The sequence below is a fragment of the Streptomyces saintjeani genome (assembly GCF_055409605.1).
On record NZ_CP189624.1, the window covers coordinates 6,464,625 to 6,490,789 of the forward strand.

Annotated in this window: 27 protein-coding genes; 18 read left to right on the plus strand and 9 right to left on the minus strand. The window is 70.6% G+C overall.

Annotated elements, in window-relative coordinates; all coding sequences use genetic code 11:
* Nucleotides 1-13 precede the first annotated feature (13 nt).
* Genes ACQCO7_RS29605 through ACQCO7_RS29630 form a run of 6 tightly spaced genes read left to right on the plus strand, consistent with a single transcriptional unit; the run spans nucleotide 14 to nucleotide 5,956 of the window.
* Nucleotides 14-733, plus strand: coding sequence for a CIS tube protein (locus tag ACQCO7_RS29605; RefSeq protein ID WP_464074666.1), 720 nt, complete (start codon nucleotides 14-16; stop codon nucleotides 731-733).
* Complete coding sequence (locus ACQCO7_RS29610) at nucleotides 730-2,556, plus strand: VgrG-related protein (RefSeq protein ID WP_464074667.1); 1,827 nt, start codon at nucleotides 730-732, stop codon at nucleotides 2,554-2,556. The genes ACQCO7_RS29605 and ACQCO7_RS29610 overlap by 4 nt, the downstream gene beginning before the upstream one ends.
* A gap of 21 nt (nucleotides 2,557-2,577) precedes the next feature.
* A complete protein-coding gene (locus ACQCO7_RS29615) occupies nucleotides 2,578-2,895 on the plus strand; it encodes a PAAR domain-containing protein (protein ID WP_464074668.1) in 318 nt (105 codons plus the stop codon).
* Between the two features lie 57 nt (nucleotides 2,896-2,952).
* The gene (locus ACQCO7_RS29620; RefSeq protein WP_010353286.1) at nucleotides 2,953-3,375 is read left to right on the plus strand and encodes a GPW/gp25 family protein; all 423 of its coding nucleotides are present in this window, start codon (nucleotides 2,953-2,955) and stop codon (nucleotides 3,373-3,375) included.
* Nucleotides 3,375-5,345 carry a putative baseplate assembly protein gene (locus ACQCO7_RS29625; protein WP_464074669.1) on the plus strand — a complete coding sequence of 657 codons (1,971 nt, stop codon included), beginning with the start codon at nucleotides 3,375-3,377 and terminating at the stop codon, nucleotides 5,343-5,345. The genes ACQCO7_RS29620 and ACQCO7_RS29625 overlap by 1 nt, the downstream gene beginning before the upstream one ends.
* Nucleotides 5,346-5,392: 47 nt before the next feature.
* Nucleotides 5,393-5,956, plus strand: a complete 564-nt coding sequence (locus tag ACQCO7_RS29630; protein WP_464074670.1) for a phage tail protein — start codon at nucleotides 5,393-5,395, stop codon at nucleotides 5,954-5,956.
* A 582-nt stretch (nucleotides 5,957-6,538) separates the two neighbouring features.
* On the opposite strand, the gene ACQCO7_RS29635 is transcribed toward ACQCO7_RS29630, so the two are convergent.
* Entirely contained in the window at nucleotides 6,539-6,886 is a 348-nt protein-coding gene (locus ACQCO7_RS29635) for a hypothetical protein (RefSeq protein ID WP_464074671.1), read from the minus strand.
* A gap of 445 nt (nucleotides 6,887-7,331) precedes the next feature.
* Between ACQCO7_RS29635 and ACQCO7_RS29640 the strand changes: the two genes are divergently transcribed.
* The 4 genes from ACQCO7_RS29640 (at nucleotide 7,332) to ACQCO7_RS29655 (ending at nucleotide 10,031) form a co-directional block, all read left to right on the plus strand.
* Nucleotides 7,332-7,838: an NADase-type glycan-binding domain-containing protein gene (locus tag ACQCO7_RS29640; RefSeq protein WP_464074672.1), complete on the plus strand. Its 507-nt coding sequence runs from the start codon at nucleotides 7,332-7,334 to the stop codon at nucleotides 7,836-7,838.
* Nucleotides 7,839-7,934: 96 nt separating this feature from the next.
* Nucleotides 7,935-8,210: a hypothetical protein gene (locus ACQCO7_RS29645; protein WP_464074673.1), complete on the plus strand. Its 276-nt coding sequence runs from the start codon at nucleotides 7,935-7,937 to the stop codon at nucleotides 8,208-8,210.
* A gap of 23 nt (nucleotides 8,211-8,233) precedes the next feature.
* Nucleotides 8,234-8,995 carry a hypothetical protein gene (locus tag ACQCO7_RS29650; RefSeq protein ID WP_464074674.1) on the plus strand — a complete coding sequence of 254 codons (762 nt, stop codon included), beginning with the start codon at nucleotides 8,234-8,236 and terminating at the stop codon, nucleotides 8,993-8,995.
* Between the two features lie 292 nt (nucleotides 8,996-9,287).
* Nucleotides 9,288-10,031, plus strand: a complete 744-nt coding sequence (locus ACQCO7_RS29655) for an SDR family NAD(P)-dependent oxidoreductase (RefSeq protein ID WP_464074675.1) — start codon at nucleotides 9,288-9,290, stop codon at nucleotides 10,029-10,031.
* Nucleotides 10,032-10,174: 143 nt separating this feature from the next.
* Here the strand turns inward: ACQCO7_RS29655 and ACQCO7_RS29660 are convergent, their stop codons facing one another.
* Together ACQCO7_RS29660 and ACQCO7_RS29665 are read right to left on the minus strand one after the other, a co-directional pair.
* A complete protein-coding gene (locus tag ACQCO7_RS29660; RefSeq protein ID WP_464074676.1) occupies nucleotides 10,175-10,369 on the minus strand; it encodes a DUF397 domain-containing protein in 195 nt (64 codons plus the stop codon).
* On the minus strand, nucleotides 10,366-11,232 hold the full coding sequence (locus tag ACQCO7_RS29665; RefSeq protein WP_464074677.1) for a helix-turn-helix domain-containing protein: 867 nt from the start codon (nucleotides 11,230-11,232) through the stop codon (nucleotides 10,366-10,368). The genes ACQCO7_RS29660 and ACQCO7_RS29665 overlap by 4 nt, the downstream gene beginning before the upstream one ends.
* Nucleotides 11,233-11,396: 164 nt before the next feature.
* On the opposite strand from ACQCO7_RS29665, the gene ACQCO7_RS29670 reads away from it, so the two are divergent.
* Genes ACQCO7_RS29670 through ACQCO7_RS29680 form a run of 3 tightly spaced genes read left to right on the plus strand, consistent with a single transcriptional unit; the run spans nucleotide 11,397 to nucleotide 12,692 of the window.
* On the plus strand, nucleotides 11,397-11,816 hold the full coding sequence (locus ACQCO7_RS29670) for an ATP-binding protein (RefSeq protein WP_464074678.1): 420 nt from the start codon (nucleotides 11,397-11,399) through the stop codon (nucleotides 11,814-11,816).
* Complete coding sequence (locus tag ACQCO7_RS29675) at nucleotides 11,806-12,132, plus strand: hypothetical protein (protein WP_464074679.1); 327 nt, start codon at nucleotides 11,806-11,808, stop codon at nucleotides 12,130-12,132. Before ACQCO7_RS29670 ends, ACQCO7_RS29675 begins: the two co-directional genes overlap by 11 nt.
* On the plus strand, nucleotides 12,129-12,692 hold the full coding sequence (locus ACQCO7_RS29680) for an ATP-binding protein (RefSeq protein ID WP_464074680.1): 564 nt from the start codon (nucleotides 12,129-12,131) through the stop codon (nucleotides 12,690-12,692). Before ACQCO7_RS29675 ends, ACQCO7_RS29680 begins: the two co-directional genes overlap by 4 nt.
* Here ACQCO7_RS29680 and ACQCO7_RS29685 read toward each other — a convergent pair.
* On the minus strand, nucleotides 12,676-13,263 hold the full coding sequence (locus ACQCO7_RS29685) for a TetR/AcrR family transcriptional regulator (protein WP_464074681.1): 588 nt from the start codon (nucleotides 13,261-13,263) through the stop codon (nucleotides 12,676-12,678). The genes ACQCO7_RS29680 and ACQCO7_RS29685 overlap by 17 nt on opposite strands.
* Before the next feature lie 113 nt (nucleotides 13,264-13,376).
* On the opposite strand from ACQCO7_RS29685, the gene ACQCO7_RS29690 reads away from it, so the two are divergent.
* Nucleotides 13,377-14,720, plus strand: coding sequence for an MDR family MFS transporter (locus ACQCO7_RS29690; protein WP_464074682.1), 1,344 nt, complete (start codon nucleotides 13,377-13,379; stop codon nucleotides 14,718-14,720).
* A gap of 75 nt (nucleotides 14,721-14,795) precedes the next feature.
* Here the strand turns inward: ACQCO7_RS29690 and ACQCO7_RS29695 are convergent, their stop codons facing one another.
* The 3 genes from ACQCO7_RS29695 to mce form a co-directional block, all read right to left on the minus strand.
* Nucleotides 14,796-15,734: a coiled-coil domain-containing protein gene (locus tag ACQCO7_RS29695; protein WP_055720167.1), complete on the minus strand. Its 939-nt coding sequence runs from the start codon at nucleotides 15,732-15,734 to the stop codon at nucleotides 14,796-14,798.
* 214 nt (nucleotides 15,735-15,948) lie between these two features.
* On the minus strand, nucleotides 15,949-19,797 hold the full coding sequence (gene scy, locus ACQCO7_RS29700; RefSeq protein ID WP_464074683.1) for a polarized growth protein Scy: 3,849 nt from the start codon (nucleotides 19,795-19,797) through the stop codon (nucleotides 15,949-15,951).
* A gap of 213 nt (nucleotides 19,798-20,010) precedes the next feature.
* Nucleotides 20,011-20,451: a methylmalonyl-CoA epimerase gene (gene mce / locus ACQCO7_RS29705; protein WP_464074684.1), complete on the minus strand. Its 441-nt coding sequence runs from the start codon at nucleotides 20,449-20,451 to the stop codon at nucleotides 20,011-20,013.
* 153 nt (nucleotides 20,452-20,604) lie between these two features.
* Here mce and ACQCO7_RS29710 point away from each other — a divergent pair, with 153 nt between their 5' ends.
* Nucleotides 20,605-21,792 carry an acetyl-CoA C-acetyltransferase gene (locus ACQCO7_RS29710; RefSeq protein ID WP_464074685.1) on the plus strand — a complete coding sequence of 396 codons (1,188 nt, stop codon included), beginning with the start codon at nucleotides 20,605-20,607 and terminating at the stop codon, nucleotides 21,790-21,792.
* A 108-nt stretch (nucleotides 21,793-21,900) separates the two neighbouring features.
* Nucleotides 21,901-22,857, plus strand: coding sequence for a methylmalonyl Co-A mutase-associated GTPase MeaB (gene meaB, locus ACQCO7_RS29715; protein WP_464074686.1), 957 nt, complete (start codon nucleotides 21,901-21,903; stop codon nucleotides 22,855-22,857).
* A 44-nt stretch (nucleotides 22,858-22,901) separates the two neighbouring features.
* Here the strand turns inward: meaB and ACQCO7_RS29720 are convergent, their stop codons facing one another.
* Nucleotides 22,902-23,525, minus strand: a complete 624-nt coding sequence (locus ACQCO7_RS29720; RefSeq protein ID WP_464074687.1) for a PepSY domain-containing protein — start codon at nucleotides 23,523-23,525, stop codon at nucleotides 22,902-22,904.
* Nucleotides 23,526-23,635: 110 nt separating this feature from the next.
* Here ACQCO7_RS29720 and ACQCO7_RS29725 point away from each other — a divergent pair, with 110 nt between their 5' ends.
* Together ACQCO7_RS29725 and ACQCO7_RS29730 are read left to right on the plus strand one after the other, a co-directional pair.
* Nucleotides 23,636-24,301: a response regulator transcription factor gene (locus tag ACQCO7_RS29725; protein ID WP_464074688.1), complete on the plus strand. Its 666-nt coding sequence runs from the start codon at nucleotides 23,636-23,638 to the stop codon at nucleotides 24,299-24,301.
* Nucleotides 24,298-25,659 (plus strand): sensor histidine kinase, encoded by a 1,362-nt coding sequence (locus ACQCO7_RS29730; protein WP_464074689.1) that lies wholly within the window; start codon nucleotides 24,298-24,300, stop codon nucleotides 25,657-25,659. Before ACQCO7_RS29725 ends, ACQCO7_RS29730 begins: the two co-directional genes overlap by 4 nt.
* Here ACQCO7_RS29730 and ACQCO7_RS29735 read toward each other — a convergent pair.
* The gene (locus ACQCO7_RS29735; RefSeq protein ID WP_464074690.1) at nucleotides 25,656-26,132 is read right to left on the minus strand and encodes a MarR family winged helix-turn-helix transcriptional regulator; all 477 of its coding nucleotides are present in this window, start codon (nucleotides 26,130-26,132) and stop codon (nucleotides 25,656-25,658) included. The two genes, ACQCO7_RS29730 and ACQCO7_RS29735, sit on opposite strands and share 4 nt — an antisense overlap.
* Nucleotides 26,133-26,165 lie beyond the last annotated feature (33 nt).

Genomic DNA, 26,165 nt, shown 5'->3' on the forward strand with positions numbered 1-26,165 from the left:
AAGGAGGTTCGGTATGTCGTCCGCCCGATCCAGTCGCGTCAGGGCCCAGTTGACGCTGAAGGAACCACCGTCGGCCGTCGGTGCCAAGCCCGGCGGGACCATCGCGCGCCTGGACCTCCAGTTCAACCCCTCGACGCTGCAACTGAGCAAGTCCACCGAGTGGCGCCGTACGCCGTCCCGGATGGCCGGGCAGTCCGCGCTGCCGGAGTTCGTCGGAAGTGGCCCGCGTACGTTGAGCCTTGAGGTGTTCCTCGACGCGACCGCCAAGCACGACAAGTCCGTCGAGCAGGCCGTCGAGAAGCTGATGAAGGCGTGCGTGCCGACGCCGACGAGCCTCGGCCGCAAGAAGCCCGCGAGCCCCTGGGTGCGGTTCGAGTGGGGCTCGGCGCGCACGACGTCGTTCGACGGGGTGCTGTCGAGCCTCTCCGTGTCGTACACCCTCTTCGACGTGGACGGCACGCCCCTGCGGGCGACCTGTTCCCTCACGATCGAGGAGGCGTCCGTCGACCCGGCGGGCCAGAACCCGACGTCCGGCTCCCGAACCGCCCGCTCCACGCACACCGTTGTGGCGGGCGACAGCCTCGCCATGCTGGCCTGGCGGGAGTACGGCGACGCGACGGCGTGGCGGGCCATCGCCGAGGCGAACGGGATCGACGACCCGATGGCCCTCGTCCCCGGCACCGAACTCGTGGTGCCGGGACTGCGGGACACGGGCGCGGAGGAGGAACAGTGAGCGGACCAGGACCGGGCGAGCGGGGCGGACGGGCCTTCGCCGCCGACCCCGTCATCGAGGCCCCCGGTGAACTGCCGCCCACCTGGGCCGCGCAGGTGGTGAGTTGTGTCGTCGACGAGAACGTCGGCCTGCCCGACGCCGCCGTCATCACCTTCCGCGACCCCGACCACGAGTTCCTCGCCGCGACCGGCATCACCATCGGTACGCCGCTGAAGGTGTCCGTCGTCACCGTCTCCGGGCAGTCCCGCGAGCGGCTCTTCAACGGCGAGGTGACCGCGCTGGAGATCGACCGGGACCGCACCGGGTCGTTCACCGTCGTGCGCGCCTACTCCAAGGAGCACCGGCTCCAACGCGGCCGTAAAGTCGTCGCGTTCAGGAACATGACCGCCTCGGCGATCGTCCGGAAGGTCGCCGCGAGCGCCGGGCTGGCCGTCGGTACGGTCGAGGCCGCGCCGATCACCTACAAGCAGCTCTCCCAGGCCAACGTCTCCGACTGGGACTTCCTCCAGTTCCTCGCGGCCGAGAGCGGTGCCCAAGTCCGCGTGGACGACAAGGGGTCGCTCCAGTTCACCAAGCCGAAGAAGGCGTCCGGCGCACCCGCGCCGTCCACCTCGGCCGTCAACAACCCGCTGGTCCTGGAGTACCCCCGCAACCTGTTCACGCTGCGGGCCGCCCTGTCGACGGCCGACGGCGCCTCCCAGGTCGAGGTGCGGGGGTGGGACGTCACCAACAAGAAACCCCTGGTGTCCCCGAAGCCGTCGGTCGTCAGCGACACCGTGCTCCCGGGTCTGGCGCCGTCCTCCGCCGCGAAGTTCGGCAGCTCGAAGCTGACGGTCACCGACACCCCGTACCGAACGCTGGCCGAGACCAAGGCAGTTGCCGACGCCGTCGCCGACCACGTCAGCGCCGGGTTCGCGGAGCTGGAGGTGGTCGCCGAGGGCAATCCGCTGCTGCGGGTGGGCAAGCCGGTCGCGCTCGGCAACGTCGGCAAGGCGTTCTCCGGCAAGTACACGCCGTCGGCGGTCCAGCACGTCATCGAACCGCACGGCGGCTACCGGACGACCGTCTGGGTCAGCACCAGCCCCGACCGCTCCCTCACCGGCCTCGTCACCGGCGCCAACGCGCCCTCGCGGGGGCCGCGCATGCCGGGGCTCGCGATCGGGGTCGTCACCGACGTACGCGATCCGGCGGGCGGCGAGCGGGGCGCCGTCCGGCTCAAGTTCCCCTGGCTGGACGACACTTACGTCACCGACTGGGTGCGCACCGTGCAGTGGGGCGGCAAGGGCGGGGGCGGCGTGGTGAGTCCCGAGGTCAACGACGAGGTGCTCGTCGGCTTCGAACAGGGGCTGCTCGACAGCCCTTATGTCATCGGGGGGTTGTACAACGGGGTCGACCAACCCTCCCCGCACGACGTCCCGTTGGTCGACAAGTCGAGCGGGAAGGTCAACCGGCGTTCCGTGGTGTCCCGTTCGGGGCATCGGGTCGAACTCCTCGACGCGCGGGCGCCCGGACCCTCGGGACTCCGGCTGCGTACCGCCGACGAGCGGCTCGAAGTCTTCCTCGACGACCGGCGCAACCGGATCGAGCTGACCGTGTACGCGCGCGGGAAACGGCAGTTGACGTCCGTCGTCCTCGACGACAAGGGCATCACCCTCGACGCCGGGCGCGGCGACGTGAGCGTGTCCGGGCGGAACGTGGACATCAAGGGCCGGCTCGGCGTGAAGATCGACGGACGGAACGTGAGCGTCAACGGCACCACGGGCGTCACCATCGACGGCGGTCTGCTCGGCGTCCTCAAGGCGAAGCTGATCCGGATCAACTGACCTGTGCTGAAGGAGAGTTCTATGCCGGCCGCAGCCCGTACCGGTGACCCCACCGACCACGGCGGGGTGATCGCCACGCCGCCGCCCGCCGCCGCGCGGTCCGTGGTGACCGTCCTCATCGGCGGCCGTCCCGCAGCGGTCGTCGGCAGCCTGCACACCTGCGCGATGCCCCCGCACCTGGCGCTGGGCCCGGCGAACGTGGTCATCCCGAACCCGGCCGGGCTGGCCTCGGGCGTCGTCCTCATCGGCGGGCTGCCCGCCGCGAAGGCCCGCGACAAGACGGCGTGCGGGGCGACGATCGTGATGGGCGCGATGAACGTGCTGATCGGGGGCGTGTGATGAACAAGCCTTTGAACAGGGGCCGTTGATGAACAAGCTGATGGCTGGGGGCTGTTGATGAACGAGCGTTTCATAGGCCGGGGTTGGGCCTTCCCCCTCCGCGTCGGTCCCACCGGCGGCATCGCCCTGGTCGAGAAGGACCAGGAGATCGAGGAGGCCATCCGCCTCGTCCTCGGCACCGCCCCCGGCGAACGCCCCATGCGTCCCGAATTCGGCTGCGGCATCCACGAGTACGTCTTCGCCCCCGGCGACGGCGCCACCGCCGGCCGCATCGCCCAGCAGGTCCGTGAGGCCCTGGAACGCTGGGAGCCGCGCATCGCCGTGGACGAGGTCGTCGTCGCCTACGACGCCGTCGAGGCCGGCACCCTCTACATCGACGTGCACTACTCCATACGCTCCACCAACGACCGGCGCAACCTGGTCTTCCCCTTCTACACGATCCCCTCCGAGGAGGGGGCCGAGGAAATGGTCGCCGACTGATGGCCCTCCCCTCCCCGAACCTGGACGACCGGCGTTTCCAGCAACTCGTCGACGAGGCGAAGCGGTACGTCCAGCAGCGCGCGCCCGAGTGGACCGACCACAACGTCTCCGACCCGGGCGTCACGCTCATCGAGACGTTCGCCTACCTGGTCGACCAGCTCCTGTACCGCCTCAACCGCGTCCCGGACAAGAACTACACAGCGTTCCTGGACCTGTTGGACATCCGCCTCTTCCCGCCGACGGCCGCCTCCGCCGACGTCGACTTCTGGCTCTCCGCCCCCCAGCCCGAGACGGTCACCCTTCCCGCCGGCACCGAGGTCACCACCGCGCTCGGCGAGACCTCCACCAGTGACGACTCCGTCGTCTTCACGACCGTCGACGAACTCCGCATCATCCCCAGCGAGTTGATCCGGCTCGTCACCGCGCCGCGCACCGGCGAGCAGACCGACCGGACCCGGACCCTCGCCGAGGGCGGCGACGTACCCGCCTTCCAGGCCGCGCCCGAACCCGGTGACGCGCTGCTGTTCGGCCTCCCAACTGCCGTCCCCCGCTGCATCGTCGCCGTCAATCTCGACAGCCGCGTCGAAGGCATCGGCGTCGACCCCCGCCAGCCCCCGCTCGTCTGGGAGGCATGGGACGGGGCCCGTTGGCAGGCGTGCGAGACCGGGTCCGACACGACCGGCGGTCTCAACCGGCCCGGTGAGGTCGTCGTCCACGTGCCCGCCGGGCACACCGCCTCCGTCATCGGGGGGACCCGGGCGGGGTGGCTCCGGTGCCGGGTCACCGAGGCCGAGCCCGGGCAGCCCTTCTACTCCGAGTCGCCAACTGTCCGCGAGGCCACGGTCTTCACCGTCGGCGGAACCATGACCGTCGAGCACGCCGAGACCGTTCTCGACGTACCCCTCGGTACCTCCGAAGGCGTCGCCGGGCAGTCCTTCCGGCTCGACCGGCCGCCCATTCTGCTCGACCGGTGGCTGCCCGAGGTCGAGGTGTCCTCCGCCGAAGGGTGGCAACGCTGGGACGTCGTCGAGCACTTCGGGAGTTCCGGGCCCTCCGACCGGCATGTCCGGGTCGACGCCACCAGCGGGGAGTTCACCTTTCCGCCGGTCCTGCGGGAAGCGGACGGGACGCTTCGGCAGTGCGGGGCCGTACCGTCGAAAGGCGCTCAGATCAGGGTGGTTCGCTATCGCACGGGCGGGGGGCCCGCCGGGAACGTCGCCCGGGGCGCCATCTCCGTCCTGCGCAGTTCCGTTCCGTACGTCGCCCGTGTCATCAACCGTGAGGCCGCGCTCGGGGGCGTCGCCGGGGAGACCCTCGACAACGCGAAACTCCGTGCGCCTCGGGTGCTGCGGATGCAGGAGCGGGCCGTGACCGCCGAGGACTACGAGATCCTCGCCCGGCAGGCCGCGCCCTCCGTACGCCGGGTCCGGTGCCTCCCCGTCGCCGGAGAGGTCGGCGCCGTACGGGTGCTGGTCGTTCCCGACGCCATCGCGGACGAAGGCGACGACCGGCTCCGCTTCGAGCAACTCATCCCGTCCGAGCAGGTGTTGACGTCCATCACGCGGACTCTCGACGAACGGCGGCTGATCGGTACGCGGTTGGTGGTCGAGCCGCCCGTGTACCAGGGCGTGACGGTCGTGGCCCGGTTCGCCGCGCCCGCGTCGGAGATCGACCGGGTCCGCGAGGCCGCGCTCGACGCGCTGTTCCGCTACCTCAACCCCCTCAACGGCGGCCCCGACGGCACGGGTTGGCCCTTCGGGCGCCCCGTCCAGTACGGCGAGATCTTCGGGGTTCTCCAACAGGCCACGGGGAACGTGCTGGTGGAGGATGTACGGCTGTTCGCGGCGGACCCGATCACGGGGCGGCGGGGGACACCGACGGATCGGATCGATGTGGGGGCGGGGGCGTTGGTGTTCTCGTATCAACACCAGGTGGTTGTCACGGAGTTGGAGTTGGGGGTCGGGGGATGAGCGGGTGGAGTCCGGGTGAGTCGTACCCCCGTACCGGAGGTCTCGCCATGAGCAACCGTGCCGCCGTACCCGGACTCCCCAGCCGGTACCCCATCGGTGAGCAACTCCCCGCCCTCTACGCCGAGGACGACTTCGCGCAGCGCTTCACCGCCGGGCTCGACACCGTCCTCGCGCCCGTCTTCGCTACCCTCGACAACCTTCCCGCGTACCTCGATCCCCGCGTCGCCCCCGCCGACTTCGTCGCCTGGCTCGCGTCCTGGGTCGGGGCCGAGGACGATCCCCGCTGGCCGGTCGCCCTCCGCCGGGAGGCGGTTGCCCGCGCCGTCGAACTCCATCGGTGGCGGGGGACGGCGCGCGGTCTGGTCGAGGCGCTGCGGCTCGCCCTCGGCGTGCACGCGGTGGTGACCGAAGCGGGCGGTGCGGTCTGGTCGTCGGCCCCCGGCGCCGAGCTCCCGCCCCCTGCCGACTCCCCCCTCCTCCGCGTCTGGCCCGACCGGACCCCGGCCGTCGACGCCGCCCGCGTCCACGAGATCGTCCGGGCCATGTGCCCGGTCCACACCCTCTGCCGGGTCGAGATCCTCCCCGGCGCACCCACCGACGAAGGAAGGTGACGCCGTGCGTGCGTGTCCCGCGTGCGGGGCGTCCAACGGGCCGACGGATGATTTCTGCGGCAACTGTGGGACGTACTTGGGCTGGTCGGAAGGTACGGATACGGGGAGGGCGGGGCGAGGGGGGTCGATCGACCCCACCTTGGACGCACCGACGCCGGACGAGCCCGAGCGGAGTGAGGCAACGCCGGGGGCGGCACCGGATGCGCCTGGTTCGGGCGGGTCGGGAAGCGGCGCGTCTGGTTCGGGCGGCTCGGCTTCGGCTACGTCCGGGACGGGCGGGTCGGCTGCGGCTGCGTCCGGTTCGGGCGCGGGTGCGTCCGGTTCGGGTGGCTCGGCTGGTGGAGCGTCTCGTTTGGGTGGGTCGGGCGCTGGCCTGTCCGGTTCGAGTGGGTCGGCTGGCGGCACGTCCGGCGTGAGCGGCTCGGCTGCGGCCACGTCCGGTTCGGCTGAAGGTGCGTCCGGTTCGGGTGGGTCGGCTGACGGTGCGTCCGGTCCTGACAGGTCGGTTCCGGGTACGTCCGGTCCTGGTACGGCTGCTGCGGACGCGCCGAGTTCGGATACGTCGGCTTCGAGCGCGGAGGCTCAAGGAGCACCGGCATCTTCGGCCACGACCCCTTCGGGTACGGCGTCGTCGGCGTCGGGTACGTCCGCTTCGGGCACGTCCGCTTCGGGGTCGCCGGCGTCAGGTGCGCCCGCTTCGAGCACGTCGGCTCCGGGACCGTCGGCATCAGGTGCGACCCCTTCGAGCCCGGCGCCTTCAGGGCCGTCGGCATCAGGCGCACCGGCTTCGGAGACGTCCGCTTCAGGGCCGTCGGCATCCAGCACCTCCCCCTCGGAGACGTCGGCCACCCCCACCCCGAGCGCGCCGGACCCTGCCGTACCGCCCTCGAACACCCCACCCCGCACCTCCTCCCTGCGAGCCCGCCTCACCTCCCGCACCCGAACCGGAGCAACGGGACGGACGACGCCCCCCACCCCTCCGGCACCCCCCTCCGCCGAAGCTCCCACCCCGCAACTCCCGCAGTCCCCACCACCCCTGCGCCCCACCGCACCCCGCCCCAACCCGGTAGGCCCCCGAACCCCCACCGCCCCCGAACCCCCCGCCCCCATCCAACCGGTGCTCCCGGCCAAAGCCACCACCCCCCGCCCCACCGTCCGCCCCGTCCCCGCCGAGGACGAGATAACCGGCCCCCCCTGCCCCGTCTGCGGCACCCCCAACCCCCCGGGCCGTCGCTTCTGCCGCCGCTGCGCGGCCCAGCTCACCACGACCGAGCGCCCCGCCCCCCTCCCGTGGTGGCGTACGGTCTGGCCCTTCCGCCCCCGCCGAGTACGAGCCAGCTCGGGCCGGCTGACCCGCTTCCTCGTCATCCTGGCTGTGATCCTCGCCCTCTGCGCGGCGGTCGTCTTCTTCCTCCCCGCAGGCCGAGCCCTCTTCGAAGACACCCTGGACAAACTCAGCTCGGCGCCACCCATCACCCCGGTGGACATCAAGGCGTCCACCCAAACCCCGAACCACCCCCCGACAAATACCTCGGACGGAATCAGCAACAACTTCTGGGGAGCCACCCCCGGAGCCACGATCACCTACACCTTCCGCGCCCCCTTCCGCCTGGTGGAAACGATCATCACGAACGGCGCAGGCAAAACCCCCAAGGAATACAACGCCCAGGCCCGAGCCCTGGAAATAACCCTGGAAACAACAACCTCCTCCGGCGAGAAGAAAACCAAAAAAATAACCCTCAACGACAAACCGGGCGACCAGACCTTCCACACGGCGGTCAGCGACGTAAAAACCATCACCCTCACCCTGAACTCCCCCACGGGCCTGACCCAGGGCCGCCAACTGGCACTGGCGGAAGTGGAATTCTTCAAGCGGGGCTGAGCCGAAGAGGAGACTGTCCGCTTCTCATCACTCACCCGGTCATTCACTGTTTCGCGACCTGAGGTACTTGGGTACCATGTTCTCGAGGTGATGACCATGACGACAACTGCGAAGACCGCGCGGCAGGCTCCCCTGAAGGTGGACCCGGAGACGGATCAGCTGATCAGTCAGGGTGCCCACTTCCTGGGTCTGACGAAGAAGGACCTTGTCGCCGAGGCGGTGCGGGTCTATCTGGAGCAGCGGCGGGAGGACCTGCGAGCCGGCATGGTCGAGGCGCTCCAGGTGCTGGACGGTTCCTTGAAGTCGGACGTCATGCTGCTGACCGGGCTGACCGCGGAGGAGATCGACGCGGTCGGCGGGGTCGACGAATAGCGAGAGCCGAGAGACACGAGAAGATGCGACCCGCCCGCCCCACGCTGCGCTGCCTCCGCGAGGATCTGGAACTGCCGTTACCCCCGGTCACGGTCCCGCTGGACGATGTCGCGCACCTGGTCCTGCGGAAGGCGGCGGAGCAGTTCGCCGACGCCGAGATCAAGCACGAGAGAATCCGTGCGGTCGATGACCGGGTCCTGTTCAAGGTGAAGGTGCAGCGGTGGCGCGGAGCGGTCTGGGTCGGGGAGGACCTTCCCTGGCTGGTCGCGGCCGGCCGTCGAGAGGACGGCTCGGCTGACGACTTCTACGCGGCGCTGGAGTCGGATGCCAAGGCGGCGCGGGCCCGGTACAACGCGGTTCACGCGGAGGGACTGAAGACCGCGACCTGCACCGATCACCTCTTGCCGATCCGTGAGGACCACATTCGCTACCGGGCCGAGGCGGCCGTCCGCTTCGTACGGCGCTTGCGTACGGCCCTCCGGCAACTGACCCGGGCCACTTTGTGCGACGGCCGTGAGCACGTCCAGGACTTCGACACCTTCACGCTCGGCCTACAGGTCCGCGCGGACGACGGCCACGAGACCTACCTCGCGATCCGCATCACCGGTTCCGTCCCCGCGAACCTCACGGCCGTGATCCTCGCCAACGTCCCGGGCTGCGAGAAGGACGGCTGGTACCCCGAGTACGCCCTGCCGGAACGCGATCTCCTGCCCGCCGAACAGGCATGGTCCAACCTCATGGACCCACGCGAGGCGGCCGAGGTGCTGACCGACGACGAGTCCTGACGGGAGACTGGTACGACACTGGTGTCCCGCCCTCTGAGAAGCGACACCAGGGAGCGCGAATGACCACCGTGACGGCCTGGACGAACTTGTCGTCGCCGTCCGCTTCGCGCTCAGGATCCGGCACCGCCCCGAGCCGGTCGGCGGCTGCCTGGCTGGGGCTGGACCGATCAGCCGCCCGCCCTGATCCCCGACCCCGACACCACGCGGTTCCCGGGAGTCGCGGAGGAACCTCCGGTGGTGTGATGCCGGTCATACCGTGTCACGGGGGCGGCGGGAGCGGTGTCCTGTGGGCATGACCGACACGAAGCAGTCCACAGTCCTGATCACCGGCGCCAACAAGGGCCTGGGCCACGAGGCCGCCCGTCGCCTCGGAGAGCTGGGATGGAAGGTGTTCCTCGGCTCCCGGGACGAGGCTCGTGGCCGCGCGGCCACCGAGAAGCTGGCCGCCGACGGCATCGACGTCGTCCTGGTCCCGCTGGACGTCACCTCGGAGGAGTCCGTGACCGCCGCCGAGGAACTCGTGCGCGCGCACACCGACCGACTGGACGTCCTGATCAACAACGCCGGCGCGCCGGGCCACGCGGTCCACCCCGGCGAGGCGACGGCCGCAGAGGTCCACGCCGTCTACGACACCAACGTCTACGGCCCGATCCGCGTCACCCACGCCTTCCTGCCGCTGCTCCAGGCCGCCGACCACCCCCGGGTGGTGATGGTGTCCAGCGCCGTCGGGGCGTTCTCGGTGGTGACCGATCCACAGCAGCCGGTGTCGAAGATGCACGAACTCGCCTACAGCTCCTCCAAGGCGGCGCTGAACATGCTGACCGTCCGCTATGCGCAGGCGTTCCCCGCGATCAAGTTCAACGCCGCGACCCCCGGAGAAGTCGTGAACCACACCTTCGCGGCCACGGACATGAACAACAACATGGGCCAGCTGACCGTGACCGAGGGCACAGACTCGATCGTCCGCCTCGCGCTGCTGGACCCCGACGGCCCGAGCGGGACCTTCACGGATCGGCTCGGCTCCATAGAGTGGTGACCGTCCGGCCGCCGACGGGGCTGTTGACAGTTCGTCGGCCATGTCGGACGTCGTAGCGGTGAACGAATTCGGCGTGGGCTCCGCCGGGTGCGCCGTCCTGGGCGAGGGCTTCGGGCCTCGCCCAGGTTGCGGACGCGGGATCGTCAGATGCTGCGGAGGAAGTCGGCCCAGGTGGTGCGGGGGAATGTGAGGTTCGGGCCGGTGGGGGTCTTGCTGTCGCGGAGGGCCTGGGTGCCGTTGGGGAAGGCGGCTACCTCTACGCAGTCTGCGTTGTGGCCGGAGTACGAGGACTTGACCCACTTCAGGGCGGCGGTCGTGGGCTGAGTAACTGGCTTCATCGGTCCTGTTCCACTTGGTTGATGGCGTCCTGGATGAGCGCCCGGGACTTACTGACGTTGGCGGCGGCCACGTTCAGGCGCCGGAAGAGAGTGGTGTATGCCTGCACGTCCTTGTCCTCTTCATGGAAGAGGCTGGTGGTTGCCGCCTCGGTGTAAGCAAGATCGCTCTCTGCTGCTCCGGGGAAGCTCATGATGACGAACGGCCCCACCAGGCAGGCGTTGAGGGGGTCTTCGCGCGGCAGGACCTGAAGCTCGATGTTCTGTTTCCTGCTGGCCTCGATCAGGGATTCCAACTGCGCCCGCATCACGTCGGGACTGCCGACCTGGTGGTACAGCACGCTCTCGGTGATGATTGCCCAGAGGCGCAGCGGGTTGTCCCTGGTCAGGATGTTCTTGCGCTCCCGCCGGACCTCGATCCCCGTCTTGGTCTCTTCTTCGGTGGCTTCAGGAGCCTGAAGCTTGATGAGAGCTTCGGTGTAGTCCGGGGTCTGGAGGAGGCCGGGCACCATGCTGGTCTGTACGTTGTAGATCTCCGAGGCGTCGGACTCGACGGCGGCGTACGTCGCGTAAGCCGGTTCGATCACGTCCGTGTGCTGATTCCACCAGCCCTTTTGCTTGGCCTCGCGGGACAGTTTCTCCAGGGCGGCGCGTTCGGTCGGGTCCGTGACGTTGTACGCGTCCAACAGGGCGCGCAAGTCCGGGAGTCGGATGCCGGACTGGGCGTTCTCGATGCGCCCGATCTTGGATTCCGCCGATCCGAGCACCTTCGAGACGTCGGCGTGCGTGAGTCCCGCAGCGGTTCGCAGCCCCTTGAGCGTGCGTGCGAGCCGCCTCTGACGGAACGTCGGGTTGTTGGTGGTCACAGGTTGGTCTGCCCTCCTGCCTCTTCTCGCAGGTCAAGTGTGCCGCTCGCCTGAAGTCGCGGCAACCACGGCTCGATGGTACTCAAAATGGTGACTTGACAGTTTGGTGAGCCACTGAGCTACCGTGCTGTGGGCACGACACTCATCTGCGTGAGGGGCCAAGCATGGCTGAATCCAAGGAGTTTCAGGTGTGGTACCGGAGGTTTCGCCCGTCCGTGTCAATAGCTCGCGCCGAGTCGAGGGACCTCGCTAAGCTGTGGGGCTTACCCCAGTTGATCGACCCTCTTGAACGGGTAGTCACCGAACTGGTGACCAACGCCATCATTCACGGCCAAGCCATGCGCGGCAGCCACGTCGCGGTGACCTACCACCTCGACAACACCCACCTCCGCGTAGAAGTCCGCGACGCCGCCACCGGCGTACCGACCCTCACCCCGCCCCTCCTCGGTGACGAGGACGCCGGCCGGGGTCTTCACCTCGTCGCCGCCCTCTCCGACACCTGGGGCGTCAAGCGCAACGTCATCGGCAAGACCGTCTGGGCCCACCTCGCCGTCACCCCCGAGGAGCCGCCCGATGGACGGTGACGTGATCGTCGGCTACCTGCGCCGACTCGACGGCCTCGACGACGACGCCGTACGCCAACTCGTCCTCGCGATGCGGAACTTCGCCGACGCCAAGCACCTCGTCCTGACGATGGTCTTCGTCGAGAAGGAACCCGGCCGTACGTCGACCCTCGGCACGATGACCCGGTACTGCCTCCGACACGGCATCCGCCAGGTCGTCGTACCGAGCGCACCGCACCTCAACCGCCTCCCCGGCCTCGCCGCCCTCTCCCGGGAGTTGCTCGCACAGAGCCTCGGCGGACGGGTCTGGATCGCGACGGAGGGCGAGGGCGCATGACCGTCCCCCTCCTGGTCGCCTCGGCCGGCCTCGTCGCCTCCCCCCTCGCCGTCTCCGTCTCCCGCCTGGTCGTCCGGCACACCCTCAAGGTCTGGGACCTCGACGACCACACGGACACAGCGGGCCTGGTCATGAGCGAACTGGTCACGAACGCGGTCAAGGCGACGAACGACCCCCACGGAGTGATCGGCGTCCAACTCCGTGCCGTGGCAAGCAGCTTGTACGTGGAGGTCTGGGACGCCAAGGCCGACACCCTCCCCGTACGCGGACGCCCCGAGACCGACGCGGAAGGCGGACGCGGCCTCCTCCTGATCGACGCCGTCGCCGAGACCTGGGGCGCCGAACTCTCCCGGGCGGGCGGCAAGGTCGTCTGGGCGGACCTCGCCCTCGGCTGGCCCCTGACGACACCGCTCTCCGGCACACTCCACCCGCCCCTGCAACTGCCGCCCGGCAGCAGGGCGTTGCGGGGGAGGGCGGAGGAACAGGCGAAACGAGCGCTGCACGAACGGGTGTCGACGACGGTCGGCAAGGTGCGGGGCGGAGTCAGCCGTCCCGGTTGACCGGCCCGTCGAGGCGGAAGGCCCCCACCAACGGCAGAAACACCTCGTCCACGATCGCCACCAAGTCCCCCTCCGTCACTCCCTCCAGGCTCACCAGCATGTCGTACCGCAACAGATCCACCGGCAAGCTGACCACCCGCCGGGGAAGGTCGGCCGTAGGGATCTCACCCCGGTCGGCAGCGCGGGCCAGCAGGGTCGCGAGCACCGTCCGCATCGTCTCCGAGAAGTGCGGATCCATGTCCGCGACCTCCGCCAGCAACCCCCGGAACACGTCCTGCCCGATCTCCCGCTGGCGTTCCAGAGTGAAGCGCATCAACGCCAGGACGTCCCCCCGGAGGGTCCCCGTGTCGGGGACCTGGTCGAGCAGGGAACCCCGCCGGTGGCGGAGGGCCGCGACGATCAGCTCCGCGCGATTGCTCCAGCGGCGGTACAGGACCTGCTTGCCCGTGCGGGCGCGCAGAGCCACCCCCTCCATCGTCAGGTGCGTGTAACCGACGGACCGGAGTTCGTCCCAGGCCGCGTCGAGGAGGTCGGCTTCCAGGGCGGCGCCCCGGCGGCGGGTGGGTTCCATGCGGGCTCCTTGAGAGACCTTGCGTCTCTTATAGAGGTGAGCCTATCGTCGTGACAAGAGACGCGCCGTCTCTAAAATCGAGGGCTCCGCAAAAGCCCCGAAGGGGGAGCCGTATGTCCGAGGTCGCCACCCAGCCCCGCACAAAAGACCGCCTCGACCCCGCTCTCCTCAAACTCGCCGCCGTCCTCGTCCTCGGCGCCCTCGCCCCCCTCCTCGACAGCACGATCGTCGCCGTGGCCGTCGACACCCTCGGCCACGACCTCGACGTCTCCACCTCCACCGTCCAGTGGGTCGGCACCGCCTACCTCCTCGCGTTCGCCGTCGTCGTACCGGTGAGCGGCTGGGCCATCGAAAGGATCGGCGCCCGGAAGGTCTGGCTCGGCGCGCTCGTGCTGTTCCTCGCCGGGTCCATGCTGTGCGGACTCGCCTGGGACATCTGGTCGTTGGTGGCGTTCAGGGTCGTCCAGGGCGTCGGCGGCGGGCTGTTGATGCCGGTGCTCCAGACGGTGATCCTGCGCGCGTCCGGCGGGAAGAACGTGGGCCGGCTCATGGCCGTCGTCAGCCTGCCGGCGCTGATCGGGCCGATCCTGGGGCCCGTCGTGGGCGCGCTCATCGTCGACCACTTCAGCTGGCGGTGGATCTTCTACGTCAATCTGCCCGTCTGCCTGCTCGCACTGGCCCTCGCCTGGCGTACGGTGCCTCGTCAGGAGGCGTCCCCCGCACACACGTTGGACGTCACCGGCCTGCTCCTGATCGCGCCCGCGCTCGCCGCGCTGGTCTACGGCCTCTCGCAGGACGGCGCCGCCCGAGCCGTCGGCGTACCCGTCGGCGTCGTACTCCTCGGCGTCTTCGCCCGACACGCCCTGCGGCGCACCCAACCCCTCGTGGACCTACGGCTGCTCCGCAACCGTTCGCTCGCGGTGTCGGCGACGCTGATGTTCCTGAACGGGCTCACCCTGTACGGCGGGATGTTCCTGCTGCCGCTGTACTACCAGCAGCAGCGCGGCGCGAGCGTGCTGGAAGCGGGGCTGCTGCTGGCGCCCCAGGGCGTCGGGAGCCTCCTCGCGCGGGTCGCCGGCCCGCTCGCCGACCGCGTCGGACCCCGGCCGGTGATGTTCACCGGGCTGCTGCTGACCGCCGTGACGACGATCCCGTTCACCCTGGACAACCCCTCGACGCCGTTGCTGGCCACGGCCCTCGTCCTGCGCGGACTCGGCATGAGCGCCGTGAACATCGCGATCATGGTCGGCGCCTACGCGGACGTACCCGGCGAGAGGGTCCCGCACGCCAGCACGATCGTCCGCATAGTCCAGCAACTCGGCGGTTCATTCGGCACGGCGGTCCTGGTGGGCCTTCTGACGCAGGGTTTCCCGTACGCGTTCGCGTGGGCGACGGGATTCACGGTATTCGCGTGCGCGATAAGCGTGTTGTATCCGGCGGCGACAAAGAACACCTGAAGAAAATCACGCCTCTCATGCCGAAGGGACGGCAGGACCACGAGTCCCACCGCCCCTCAGCACACACCCAACGAACTACCTGGACTGCTGAGCCGGCACCCCACGGGAGATCGGCTCGTCGTCCGTCACCGGCGCACTCGCCGCCGCGACAGCCGCACCCGTCAGCGTCGCCAGCATCTCGCGGACGTTCGTCAGCTGAGCGTTGATCGAGTCGCGGCGGTTCGTGAGAGCCGCCAGCTCGCGCTCGGACTCCGAACGGATCCGGTCCGCCTTCGCGTTCGCGTCCGCGACGATGTCCTCGGACTGCCGCTGAGCCGTCTCGACGGTCTGCCGCGCACGGCGCTCCGCGTCGGTCCGCAGCTTCTCGGCCTCAAGACGCAGCTGCTCCGCGCGGTGCTCGATCTCGGCGAGCCGCTTCTCGGCCTTCTGCTGACGCGCGGCGAGGTCACGCTCGGACTGCTCACGCCGCTTCGCGAGGTTCGTCTCGAAGTCGGCGGCGGCCTGCGCGGCCTTCGCACGGGTCTCCTCGAAGAGCGCGTCGGCCTCCTCACGCTTGGACTGCGCGTCCTTCTGCGCCTCGGAACGCAGCTGAGAAGCGTCCGACTTGGCCTTCTCGACGATCCGGACGCCCTCGTCCTCGGACTTGGCCTTGCGCTCCGCGGCGAACGACTCGGCGTCGTTGCGGACCTGCTGGGCCGCCGACTCGGCGAGCTCGCGGTGCTGCTCGGCCGCGCGGCGCGCCTCCTCGCGCAGGTCCTTCGCCTCCTCCTCGGCGAGGCGCAGGATCTTCTCGACGCGCGCGCCGAGACCGGCGTACGAAGGCTCGGCGTCGGAGACCTGCGCCTGCGCGTTCTGCGTTTCGAGGTGGAGCTCCTCGATGCGCTTCTCGAGCGCGGTGATCCGGGCCAGAGCGCTGTCACGGTCGGAGACGAGCTTCGAGATGCGTTCGTCCACCTGAGCGCGGTCGTACCCACGCCGCACAAGCTCGAAGCCGTAGGGGGAAGTGTCGCTCATGGGGTTCCTGTCGAATGAGACCGGTGAGGTGATAGGTGGAATCCTAGGGGCCGAAGCGGTGTGTCATCGAGCGGATGCGTGTTTGATCTGGAGAATGACGCCCCTTTCGAGTGGCTGATCGACCGCAGGCTTGCCAGAGTGCCGGTCGAAGTCCCCGTATTCCCGAAGACTTCAGAACAAAGCCCCCAGATTTCCCCGGAACCTGCACACTCCGCTACCCATCGGTCTGCTTGCCACCCGAACGAGGGGACCCTACCGCCGCTCCCGCCTTGACGCCCCCGTCCTTCGCGGACGACGGTGCCTCGAAAGACTCCAACGCCTCAAGGACGTCCTGGACACGGGAGATCTCGGCCTGGATGTCCTCGCGCCGCCGGACCAGCACCTCCAGCTCGCGCTTGCCCTCCTCGACGCTGCGCATCGCCTCGCGGATCGCCTCGGCCTTCAACTCCTCGGCCTCGCGCACCAGCTGAGACTTCTTCAGCTCGGCCTCCTTGAGCAGGCCCTCCGCCTTCTTGACCGCGGCGATCCGCACCTTGCCCGCCTCGGAGTTGGCCTCGGAGACCAGCTCCTTCGCCTTCGCCTGGGCCTTGTTCAGCTGCTCCTCGGCGGCCGTGATGAGCGCGTCGCAGCGGTCGCCGGTCGACTTCATCGTCTCGGCGGACTCGCGCCGGGCACGGTCGTGCAACTCTTCGATCTCGGATGTGATGCGGTCGCGCAGCTCCTCCGCGCGCTCCCTTATCGCGGTCGCGTCCCGGCGCGCCCCGACGAGGAGTTCGTCCGCGTCCGTACGGGCCTTCTCCACCCGGGAGTTGCCCTCCACGGTCGCCTCGCCGACCAGCCGGTCCGCCTCGGCGCGCGCGGCCCCGACCATCGAGTCGGCCCGCTCCTCCGCGTCGGACATCGTCTTCAGCGCCTGCTCCTGCGCCTCGCCGAGCAGCTTGTCGACCTCGGCGGTCGTCTCCGTGATGAGCGTGTCGACCTGCTCGGCCGCCTCGGAACGCCGCTTGTTGGCCTCCCGGCGCACCTCGTCCAGCGTCCGGTCCGCCTCCTCGCGCGCCGAGCTGAGGAGCCGCTCGGCCTCCGCCTCCGCCTCCGCCCGCTGCCGCGCGGACTCCGCGCGCATCCGCTCGGCGTGCTGCTGGGCCGAACCGACCGTCTCCGACGCCTCCGCGCGCATCCGCTCCGCGTCCGCGTGCGCGTCCCCGCGCACCCGGTCCACCTCGGCGGCCGTCTCCATCTGGAGCCGCTCCGCCTCCGCGAGGGTCTCCGACTGGAGCCGCTCGGCCTCGTTGCGCGCCTCGGTGATGAGGGTGTCGGCCTGCGTCGCCGCGTCCGACCGCATCCGGTTCGCGTCCTCCCGGGCCTCCGCCCGGGTGCGCGCCGCGTCCTGGTCGGCCTGCGCGATCGTGTCCGACGCCTCGGTGCGTACCCGCTGGGCGTGCGCGGAGGTCTCCGTACGCAGCCGCTCGGCCTCCGCGATGGCGTCGCCGACCGTGCGCTCGGCGAGCGCCTGCGCGGCCTCCGACTCGTCGCGCGACTGCTGCCGTACCCGCGAGGCGTCCTCGGCGGCCCGCTCCCGCTCGGCGTACGCGTCGGCGCGGACCCGGTCCGCCTCCTCCTCGGCCTCCCGGCGGGTACGGTCCGCCACGTGCTCGGCGGCCGACCGCAGACCGGCGATCTCCTCCTGCGCCTGCTCGTGGAGCCCCGCGACCGAGTCGCGCACCTGCTGGGCGTGCTGCTCGGCGGCGGCGACCATCTCCGAGGCCCGCCGGTCCGCCTCCTCGACCAGCCGCAGCGCCTCGGCCTGCGCCTCCTCGACCCGCTTGCGCGCCGACGCGAGCAGCTCCTCGCTCTGCTCGCGGGCCCGCTCCCGCTCCTGGTCGGCCTCCGCACGCGCGGTGCCCAGCGTCTCCTCGGCCTCGCGACGGCGCCGTACGGCCTCGTCCTGCGCGGCGGCGAGCGCGTCCGACGCCTCCTCGGCGAGCCGCTCGGCGGCGGCCTGCGCCTCCGCGCGGACCCGGTTCGCGGTGTCCTGCGCCTCCTGCTTGAGCCGCTCCGCCTCGGCCGCGGCGTCCGAGCGCAGCCGTACGGCGATGGACTCGCCCTCGGCGCGGGACGCGGACGCGTCGGCGGCGGCCTCGGTCCGCAGCCGGTCCGCCTCGTCGGCGGCCTGCTGCTGCAACGTACGGATCCGCTCGGCGGACTCCGCGCGCAGCCGGTCGTTCTCCTCGGAGGTCTCGCGGCGGATGCGCGCCGCCTCCTCGCGGGCCTCCGTGAGGGCCTGCTCGGCGGAGGCGAGCCGGGTCTCCGCCTCGGTGTGCAGCCGGGTCAGCTCCTCGGCCGCCTCGGTCTGCCGGGCCGCTATGGCGCGCTCGGCGTCCTCGCGCATCTCGCGCGCCGCGTCCTCCGCGTTCGCGGTGATCGTCTCGGCGAGACCCACCGCCTCGTCCCGCTGGCGCTCGGCCTCCGCGCGGGTGCGCTCCAGCGTCTCCTCGGCCTGCCGGCGCAGCGACGTCGCCCGCTCGATGGCCTCGGTACGGACCTTCTCGCTGTCCGCCGTCGCCTTCTGGCGCAGCTCGTCCGCGTCCGCCTTCGCCTTGGACAGCAGCTCCTCGGCGCTCTTGGCGGCCTCCTCGATCTGCTGGACGGCCTCCTTGCGGGCCTCCGCGCGGATCTTCTCGCCCTCGGCGACCGCCTCGGACCGCAGCTGCTCGGCCTCGCCGCGCAGCCGCCGCGCCTCCTCCTGGAGCTCGACGGTCTTGGCGCGGTACTCCTTCGTGTCGTCCTTCGCGGACCCCTTCAGCTGCTCGGCGATGTCGTGCGCCTCGGCCCGCAGCCGGTCCGCCTCCGCCTCGGCCTCGGTCCGGACCCGCTCGGCCTCCTCGGCGGCGGCCGTGATCGTCCCGCGCGCCTCTTCCTGCGCCTTGTTGAGGACGTCCTCGGCCGTCTTCGCGGCCTTCGACAGCTGGGTCGCCGACTCCTCGGCGGTGATCGTCCGGGCCTTCTCGGCGGCCTCGGCGACGATCTTCTCCGCCTCGGCGCGGGCGTCCGCGACGACCTGCTCGGCCTCCGACTTGGTGGCTTCCGCCTCCTTCGTCGCCTCGTTGACCAGCCGCGCCACCTGCTCCTTCGCGGTGCGCGTGCGCTGCTCGTTCGCCGACTCGGCACTGGACAGGGCCTTCTCGGCGGCCGTCTGCGCCTCGGAGAGGACCTTCTCCGCCTCGGCCTGCGCCTTGCGCAGCGCCTCCTCGGCGTCCGTCATCCGCTGCTCGGCCGCCCGCGACAGCTCGCTCGCCTGCCGGCGCGCCGCGTCCGACTCCGACACCGTCGACGTACGGAGCTGCTCCGCGTGGTCGGTGGCCTCCTGGGCCTGCGCGCCCGCCGCGTTCAGCAGGCGCTCCGCGTCCGCGCGGGCCCGCAGCAGGATCTGCTCGGCCTCGGTGCGCGCCGCCTCCGCGTCGCTGGTCAGGCGCTGGCGGGCCTCGTTCGTCAGGCGCTCCGCCTCGGCGCGGGCCGTCGCGAGGGCCTGCTCGGCCTCGGCGCGCGACTCGTCCATCAGCCGGCGGGCCTGGGCCTCCGAGCGGGCGCGGAGCTGCTCGGCCCACGCCACGTTCTCGTTGACGTGCGACTCGACGGTCTGGCGGCGCTCCGCCAGCTCCTGGTCGAGCTGCTGGCGCCGGGTGACCGCCTCCTGGTGCAGCTCCGCCTGGAGCCGGGCCGCGTTCTCCGCGTGCTCCTGGAGGATGCGCTGGGTCTGCGCCCGCGCCTGGCTCAGCTCGCGCTCGGCGTCCTGGCGCACCTGGTCGGCCTGCATCTGCGCGTTCCGCAGCAGCTGCTCGGCCTGGTAGTTGAGGTCGCCGCCGTCGAAGGCGGGCCGGGTCATGATGGTGCGCCGCGCCTCGTGCAGCTTGGCGCGCAGCACCTCGACCTGGTAGCCGAGGTCCTCGGCGTGCTGGATCGCCTTTTCCCGCTCGGTCTTCAGCCGTTTCATCTCGGCTTCGAACCGAGTGAGGTGGTCGACGTCAGCCGCCGGCTCTCGCTCCTGGCTCTCGTAGCCCCGCACTGCGCGGTCCCATCCGTCCCCTGGTCGCAAGCTTCTCCAATGAGCTCCCGTCCATCCGCCGGACGGGGCCCCCGGGGAATGGTGTCAGATCATCGGCGGACCGCGGACTCCCGTCCGCCTCCCGCACCCCCGAAACCCGGACCCCGGCATAGCGGTTGCCCCACCCTGCGGCGGGCAACCGCCCCCAACCCTACCGGCCCTTATGTACGTGGGTCAGTGCTCGTCGGACTCAACAGGCGCCGAAGTGACCAGTTCTGTGAGGACACCGTGGCAATCCTTGGGGTGCAGAAAGGTGATCCGTGACCCCATGGAACCGCGCCGCGGCTCTTCGTAGAGGACCCGTACGCCCTTGTCCCTGACGGCCTCCGAGTCGCTGTCGACGTCCGCGGTGCCGAAGGCGATGTGGTGGACGCCCTCGCCGTTCTTGTCCAGCCACTTCGCCACCGTGGAATCCGGGCGGATCGGCTCCAGGAGCTGGAGGTAGGAGGCGCCGCCGTCCGACGTATCGTTGATCTTGAGCATGGCCTCGCGTACGCCCTGCTCCTCGTTGACCTCGGTGTGGAAGACCTCGAAACCGTAGGTCGCGCGGTAGAACTCGACGGTCGCGTCGAGGTCGTGGCAGGCGATCCCGATGTGGTCGATTCGCGTCAGCATGGGTTCAGTGGAGCGCTGAAAGGGTGGTTGCGCAACGTGCGGGCGATCACATCGACGGCCGGGTGACGCCATGACCTACTCCTCAGTACTTTGTGAGTAAACCCTCGTTCACTTCCTCGGGCCCGTGCAGGGTCGGTAAGGGGATCGCAGCTCATGACCACATCGGTGATCGTCGCAGGTGCGCGCACTCCCATGGGGCGCCTCCTCGGCTCCCTCAAGTCGTTCTCCGGGGCCGATCTCGGCGGCTTCGCGATCAAGGCCGCGCTCGACCGGGCCGGGATCTCCGGCGACCAGGTCCAGTACGTGATCATGGGCCAGGTCCTCCAGGCCGGCGCCGGGCAGATCCCGGCCCGCCAGGCCGCCGTCAAGGCCGGCATCCCGATGAGCGTCCCGGCCCTCACGATCAACAAGGTCTGCCTGTCCGGGCTGGACGCGATCGCCCTCGCCGACCAGCTCATCCGCGCCGGCGAGTTCGACGTCGTCGTCGCCGGCGGCCAGGAGTCCATGACCAACGCGCCCCACCTGCTGCCCAAGTCCCGCGAGGGGTACAAGTACGGCGCCATCGAGATGCTCGACGCGATGGCGTACGACGGGCTCACCGACGCGTTCGAGGGCGTCGCGATGGGGGAGTCCACGGAGAAGCACAACACCCGGCTGGGGCTGAACCGCGAGGACCAGGACTCCGTCGCCGCGCTCTCCCACCAGCGGGCCGCCGCCGCGCAGAAGAACGGGCTCTTCGAGGCGGAGATCACGCCCGTGGAGATCCCGCAGCGCAAGGGCGACCCGATCCTGTTCAGCCAGGACGAGGGCATCCGCGCCGAGACGACCACCGAGTCCCTCGGCAAGCTGCGCCCCGCGTTCGCCAAGGACGGCACCATCACCGCCGGGTCCTCCTCCCAGATCTCCGACGGCGCCGCCGCCGTCGTCGTCATGAGCAAGGCGAAGGCCCAGGAGCTGGGGCTCGACTGGATCGCCGAGATCGGGGCGCACGGGAACGTCGCCGGGCCCGACAACTCGCTCCAGTCGCAGCCGTCCAACGCGATTCGGCACGCGCTGGGCAAGGAGGGGCTCTCGGTGGCGGACCTCGACCTCATCGAGATCAACGAGGCGTTCGCCGCCGTCGCCGTGCAGTCCATGAAGGACCTCGGGGTGTCGCCGGAAAAGGTGAACGTCAACGGGGGCGCGATCGCCCTCGGGCACCCGATCGGGATGTCCGGGGCGCGGCTGGTGCTGCATCTGGCGCTGGAGCTGAAGCGGCGGGGCGGCGGGGTCGGGGCCGCCGCGCTGTGCGGGGGTGGCGGGCAGGGGGACGCGCTGATCGTGCGGGTGCCGAAGGCGTGAGCCCGGTACGTTTCTGTACGTTCCAGTACGTTTCTGTACGTTGACGAGGTCGCCGGTCGGATGATCCGACTGTCGGACCGGTAACGGGCCCACCGAACGGAGCTGCTGATGCAGGACGTCCCTTCCCTGATCGCCCAGGCCCGTGACGGCCGGCCGCGTGCCGTGGCCCGCCTCATCTCCCTGGTCGAAGGGGCGTCCCCGCAGCTCCGCGAGGTCATGGCGGCGCTGGCCCCGCTCACGGGGGGTGCGTACGTCGTCGGCCTCACCGGGTCTCCCGGCGTCGGCAAGTCCACGTCCACCTCCGCGCTGGTCAGCGCTTACCGGCGGCAGGGCAAGCGGGTCGGCGTCCTCGCCGTCGACCCGTCCTCGCCGTTCTCGGGCGGGGCTCTGCTGGGGGACCGGGTGCGGATGTCCGACCACGCCTCCGACCCCGGCGTGTACATCCGGTCCATGGCGACGCGGGGACACCTCGGGGGGCTCGCGTGGGCCGCTCCGCAGGCGATCAGGGTGCTGGACGCCGCCGGGTGCGACGTCGTCCTCGTCGAGACCGTCGGGGTCGGGCAGTCCGAGGTCGAGATCGCCGCCCAGGCGGACACGTCCGTCGTCCTGCTGGCCCCCGGCATGGGCGACGGCATCCAGGCCGCCAAGGCCGGAATCCTGGAGATCGGGGACGTCTACGTCGTCAACAAGGCCGACCGCGACGGGGCCGACGCGACCGCGCGCGAGCTGAACCACATGCTGGGGCTGGGGGAGGCGCGGACACCGGGGGACTGGCGTCCACCCATCGTCAAGACGGTCGCCTCCCGGGGCGAGGGGATCGACGAGCTGGTCGCGGCACTGGAGAAGCACCGGGGGTGGATGGAGGAACGGGGAGCCCTGACCGACCGCCGCCGGTCCCGCGCGGCCCACGAGATCGAGATGATCGCGGTGACGGCGCTGCGGGAGCGGATCGGGGATCTACGGGGGGACCGGCGGGTCGGCCTGCTCGCGGAGCGTGTCGTTTCGGGGGAGCTGGACCCGTACCGCGCCGCCGACGAACTGGTGGCGGGAATCACATCGAGCTAACTGGGCACGGGGGGCTGGGGCCCCCGCCTCAGCTCTCCCGGACCTCAGTCCTCCCGGTCCGCCGTGACCGTTCCGTTCTTCGCGTTCACGTTCCAGTCCCGCTCCTTGCCCTGGGCGTCGCGGGTCTCGACCTCCCAGATGCCGCTGTGGTCGTCGTCGGAGTCGACGGAGACGACCGTGCCCTTGGGGGCGGTGGCCTCGGCGGCCTGGCGGGCGGTGAGGCCCTGGGGGGCTCGGTGGGTGTCGGGGTCGAGGTGGGTCGTGAGGACCTTGCCGGTGGCCGGGTCGACGCGGACTTCGTACGTCTTCTTGTCCCCGGCGAGGATCTCGACCTCCCAGCCCCGGCCCGCGTCATCGTCGTCGGTGTCGAGGTCGGCCGAGAGGACCGTGCCGGGGCGGGACTTGAGGGCGGCGTCGATGGCCTGGGCGACGGTGAGGTCCGAGGTGGTGACCGTCGGCCGGTCGGCCCGGCCGGTGTCGTCCGCGTCGTCCACCCGATCCGCGTCGTCCGCCCGGTCCGCGTCGGCCGCCCGCACCGCGACCCGCACATGCTCAGCCCCCTCGCGGGACTCCCCGCCCCGGGGCTCACCGTTCGTGAGGGCGAGCGCCGTTCCTCCCGCGAGGACCGCGCTCACGGCGACGGCGGCGATGGCGATGCTGCGCTTCATGGGTTCCTCCGTAAGTTCGTTGCGACGTGAGCCACCCTCGCCGACCGACCCTGAAGGCAACCTGAAGCCACCTGAAGGGATCTTCAGCTTCGGTTTGTCACCCTGGACGCATGCGCCTGCTGATCGTCGAGGACGAAAAACGCCTCGCCCTGTCCCTCGCGAAGGGCCTCGCCGCCGAGGGCTACGCCGTGGACGTCGTGCACGACGGCCGGGAGGGGCTGCACAGGGCGACGGAGATCCCGTACGACCTGGTGATCCTCGACATCATGCTCCCCGGCATGAACGGCTACCGGGTCTGCGCGACCCTGCGCGCGGCGGGCCACGACGTCCCGATCCTGATGCTGACCGCGAAGGACGGCGAGTACGACGAGGCGGAGGGCCTGGACACGGGCGCGGACGACTACCTGACGAAACCGTTCTCGTACGTGGTCCTGGTCGCCAGGGTGAAGGCGCTGCTGCGCAGGAGGGCCGGGCGGGGAGCCTCCCCCGTCCACGTCCTCGGCGCCCTGAAGATCGACACGGCCACCCGCAGGGTCCACCTCCACGACACCGAAGTCACCCTGACGGCAAAGGAGTTCGCGGTCCTGGAACACCTGGCCCGGCGCCCCGGCGAGGTCGTCCCGAAGGCCGACATCCTGGCCCACGTCTGGGACTTCGCGTACGACGGCGACCCCAACATCGTGGAGGTGTACGTCAGTTCACTGCGCCGCAAGCTCGACCCGGCGCTCATCAGGACGGTACGGGGGGCGGGTTACCGCCTGGAGGCGACGCGATGAGACCCCGTTCGGTGCGGGCCCGCACGACTTTCGCGGCGACGACGGTCGTGGCGCTGGCCCTGATCGCGGCCGGCGCCGTCGTCGTCCTGTCGCTGTGGACGAACCTCCGGGGCCAGGCCGACACCGCGGCGGAACGCACGGCCCGCACGGTCGCCGCTCAACTCGCCGCCGGTACGCCCTACGGCAAGCTCGACCTGGACGACGACGTACCGATCCTGGTCGAGACGGCGAACGGCGGCACGGTCGCGCGCAGCGAGGAACTCGGGTACGTCACCTCGAAGTTCGGCACCACGGACGACGACGTCGACCCCGGTGAGACCGGGGACGTCTCGTACTCCGGCGGCGCCGCGTCCCTCGACGGCGACATGGCGGACTACCGTTTCGCGAGCCTCACCGTCGGAACCCCGGCCCAGGGCCCGCTCACCGTCCACGCCGGCGCCCCGCTCGCCACCGAACAGTCCGCCGTCCGCACGGCGTTGACGGTCCTCCTGGTCGTCCTGCCCCTGCTGCTGGCCCTGGTCGCGGGAGTCACCTGGCTGGTCACCCGGCGTGCGCTGCGCCCCGTCGAAGGCATCCGCCGAGAGCTCGCCGCGATCACCGCGTCCCAGGACCTGACCCGCAGGGTCCCCGAACCCCCGGCCGACGACGAAGTCGCCAGGCTGGCCCGCACGACGAACGAGACCCTCGCCGCCCTGGAAGCCTCCGTGGACCGCCAGCGCCGCTTCGTCGCCGACGCCTCGCACGAACTCCGCAGCCCCATCGCCTCGTTGCGCACGCAACTCGAAGTGGCCGCAGCCCACCCGGACCTGCTGGACCTGGACGGCGCGGTGGAGGACACGGTCCGCCTCCAGCACCTCGCGGCGGACCTCCTGCTGCTGGCCCGCCTGGACGCCGGCGAGACCCCGCACCGCACTCCGGTGGACCTGGGAGCCCTGGCGAGGGAGACGACGGCACCCCGCGAGGGAACGCGTCTCGACACCGAACCCGGCGTCGAAGTCACCGGCTCCCGCAGCCAGTTGACCCGAGTCCTGGCCAACCTCCTGGACAACGCGGCCCGTCACACCCGTACGGAGGTGGAAGTGACGGTCCGCACGGAAGGCGAGGACGCCGTCCTCACGGTCACGGACGACGGCCCCGGAGTCCCGCCGGAGCACAGGGCCCGCGTCTTCGAACGCTTCGTCCGCCTGGACGACGCCCGCAGCCGGGACGAGGGCGGCGCGGGCCTGGGCCTCGCGATCGCCCGCGACATCGCCGTACGCCACGGCGGAACCCTCACGGTGGGGGAGGCCCCGACGGGCGGCGCGAAGTTCGAACTGCGCCTGCCCGCAAGGGACTTGAGCCTGCCAGTAAGGGACTAGGGCCGGCCCCGGTTCTCCCGGAGGTGGTCGGAGACCGGCCCCAGCGCCGCGGAGAGCTGCGCCATCCCCTCGGGCGAGAGCAGGTCGATGAAGTGGCGGCGGACGGACGCGACATGATGCGGCGCGACCCGGCGCATCATGTCGAGCCCCTGATCGGTGAGGACCGCGTACAGCCCCCGCCGGTCGGACTCGCAGTTCTCCCGGCGGACCAGGCTCGCGTTCTCCATGCGGGTGATCTGGTGGGAGAGGCGGCTCTTGGACTGGAGGGTGGCGGCGGCGAGGTCGCTCATCCGCATACGGACGTCGGGGGACTCGGAAAGGTTGACGAGGATCTCGTAGTCGTTCATGGTCAGCCCGAACGGCTGGAGATCCTTCTCCAGTTGGTGCATCAACAGCCTGTTGACCTCCAGCTGGGTGCGCCAGGCGCACTGCTCCGCCTCGGTCAGCCAGCGTGTGGCCGTCTCGGTCTCCATAGAAGAAGTCTACCTAAAAAGTTGAAATGTTAA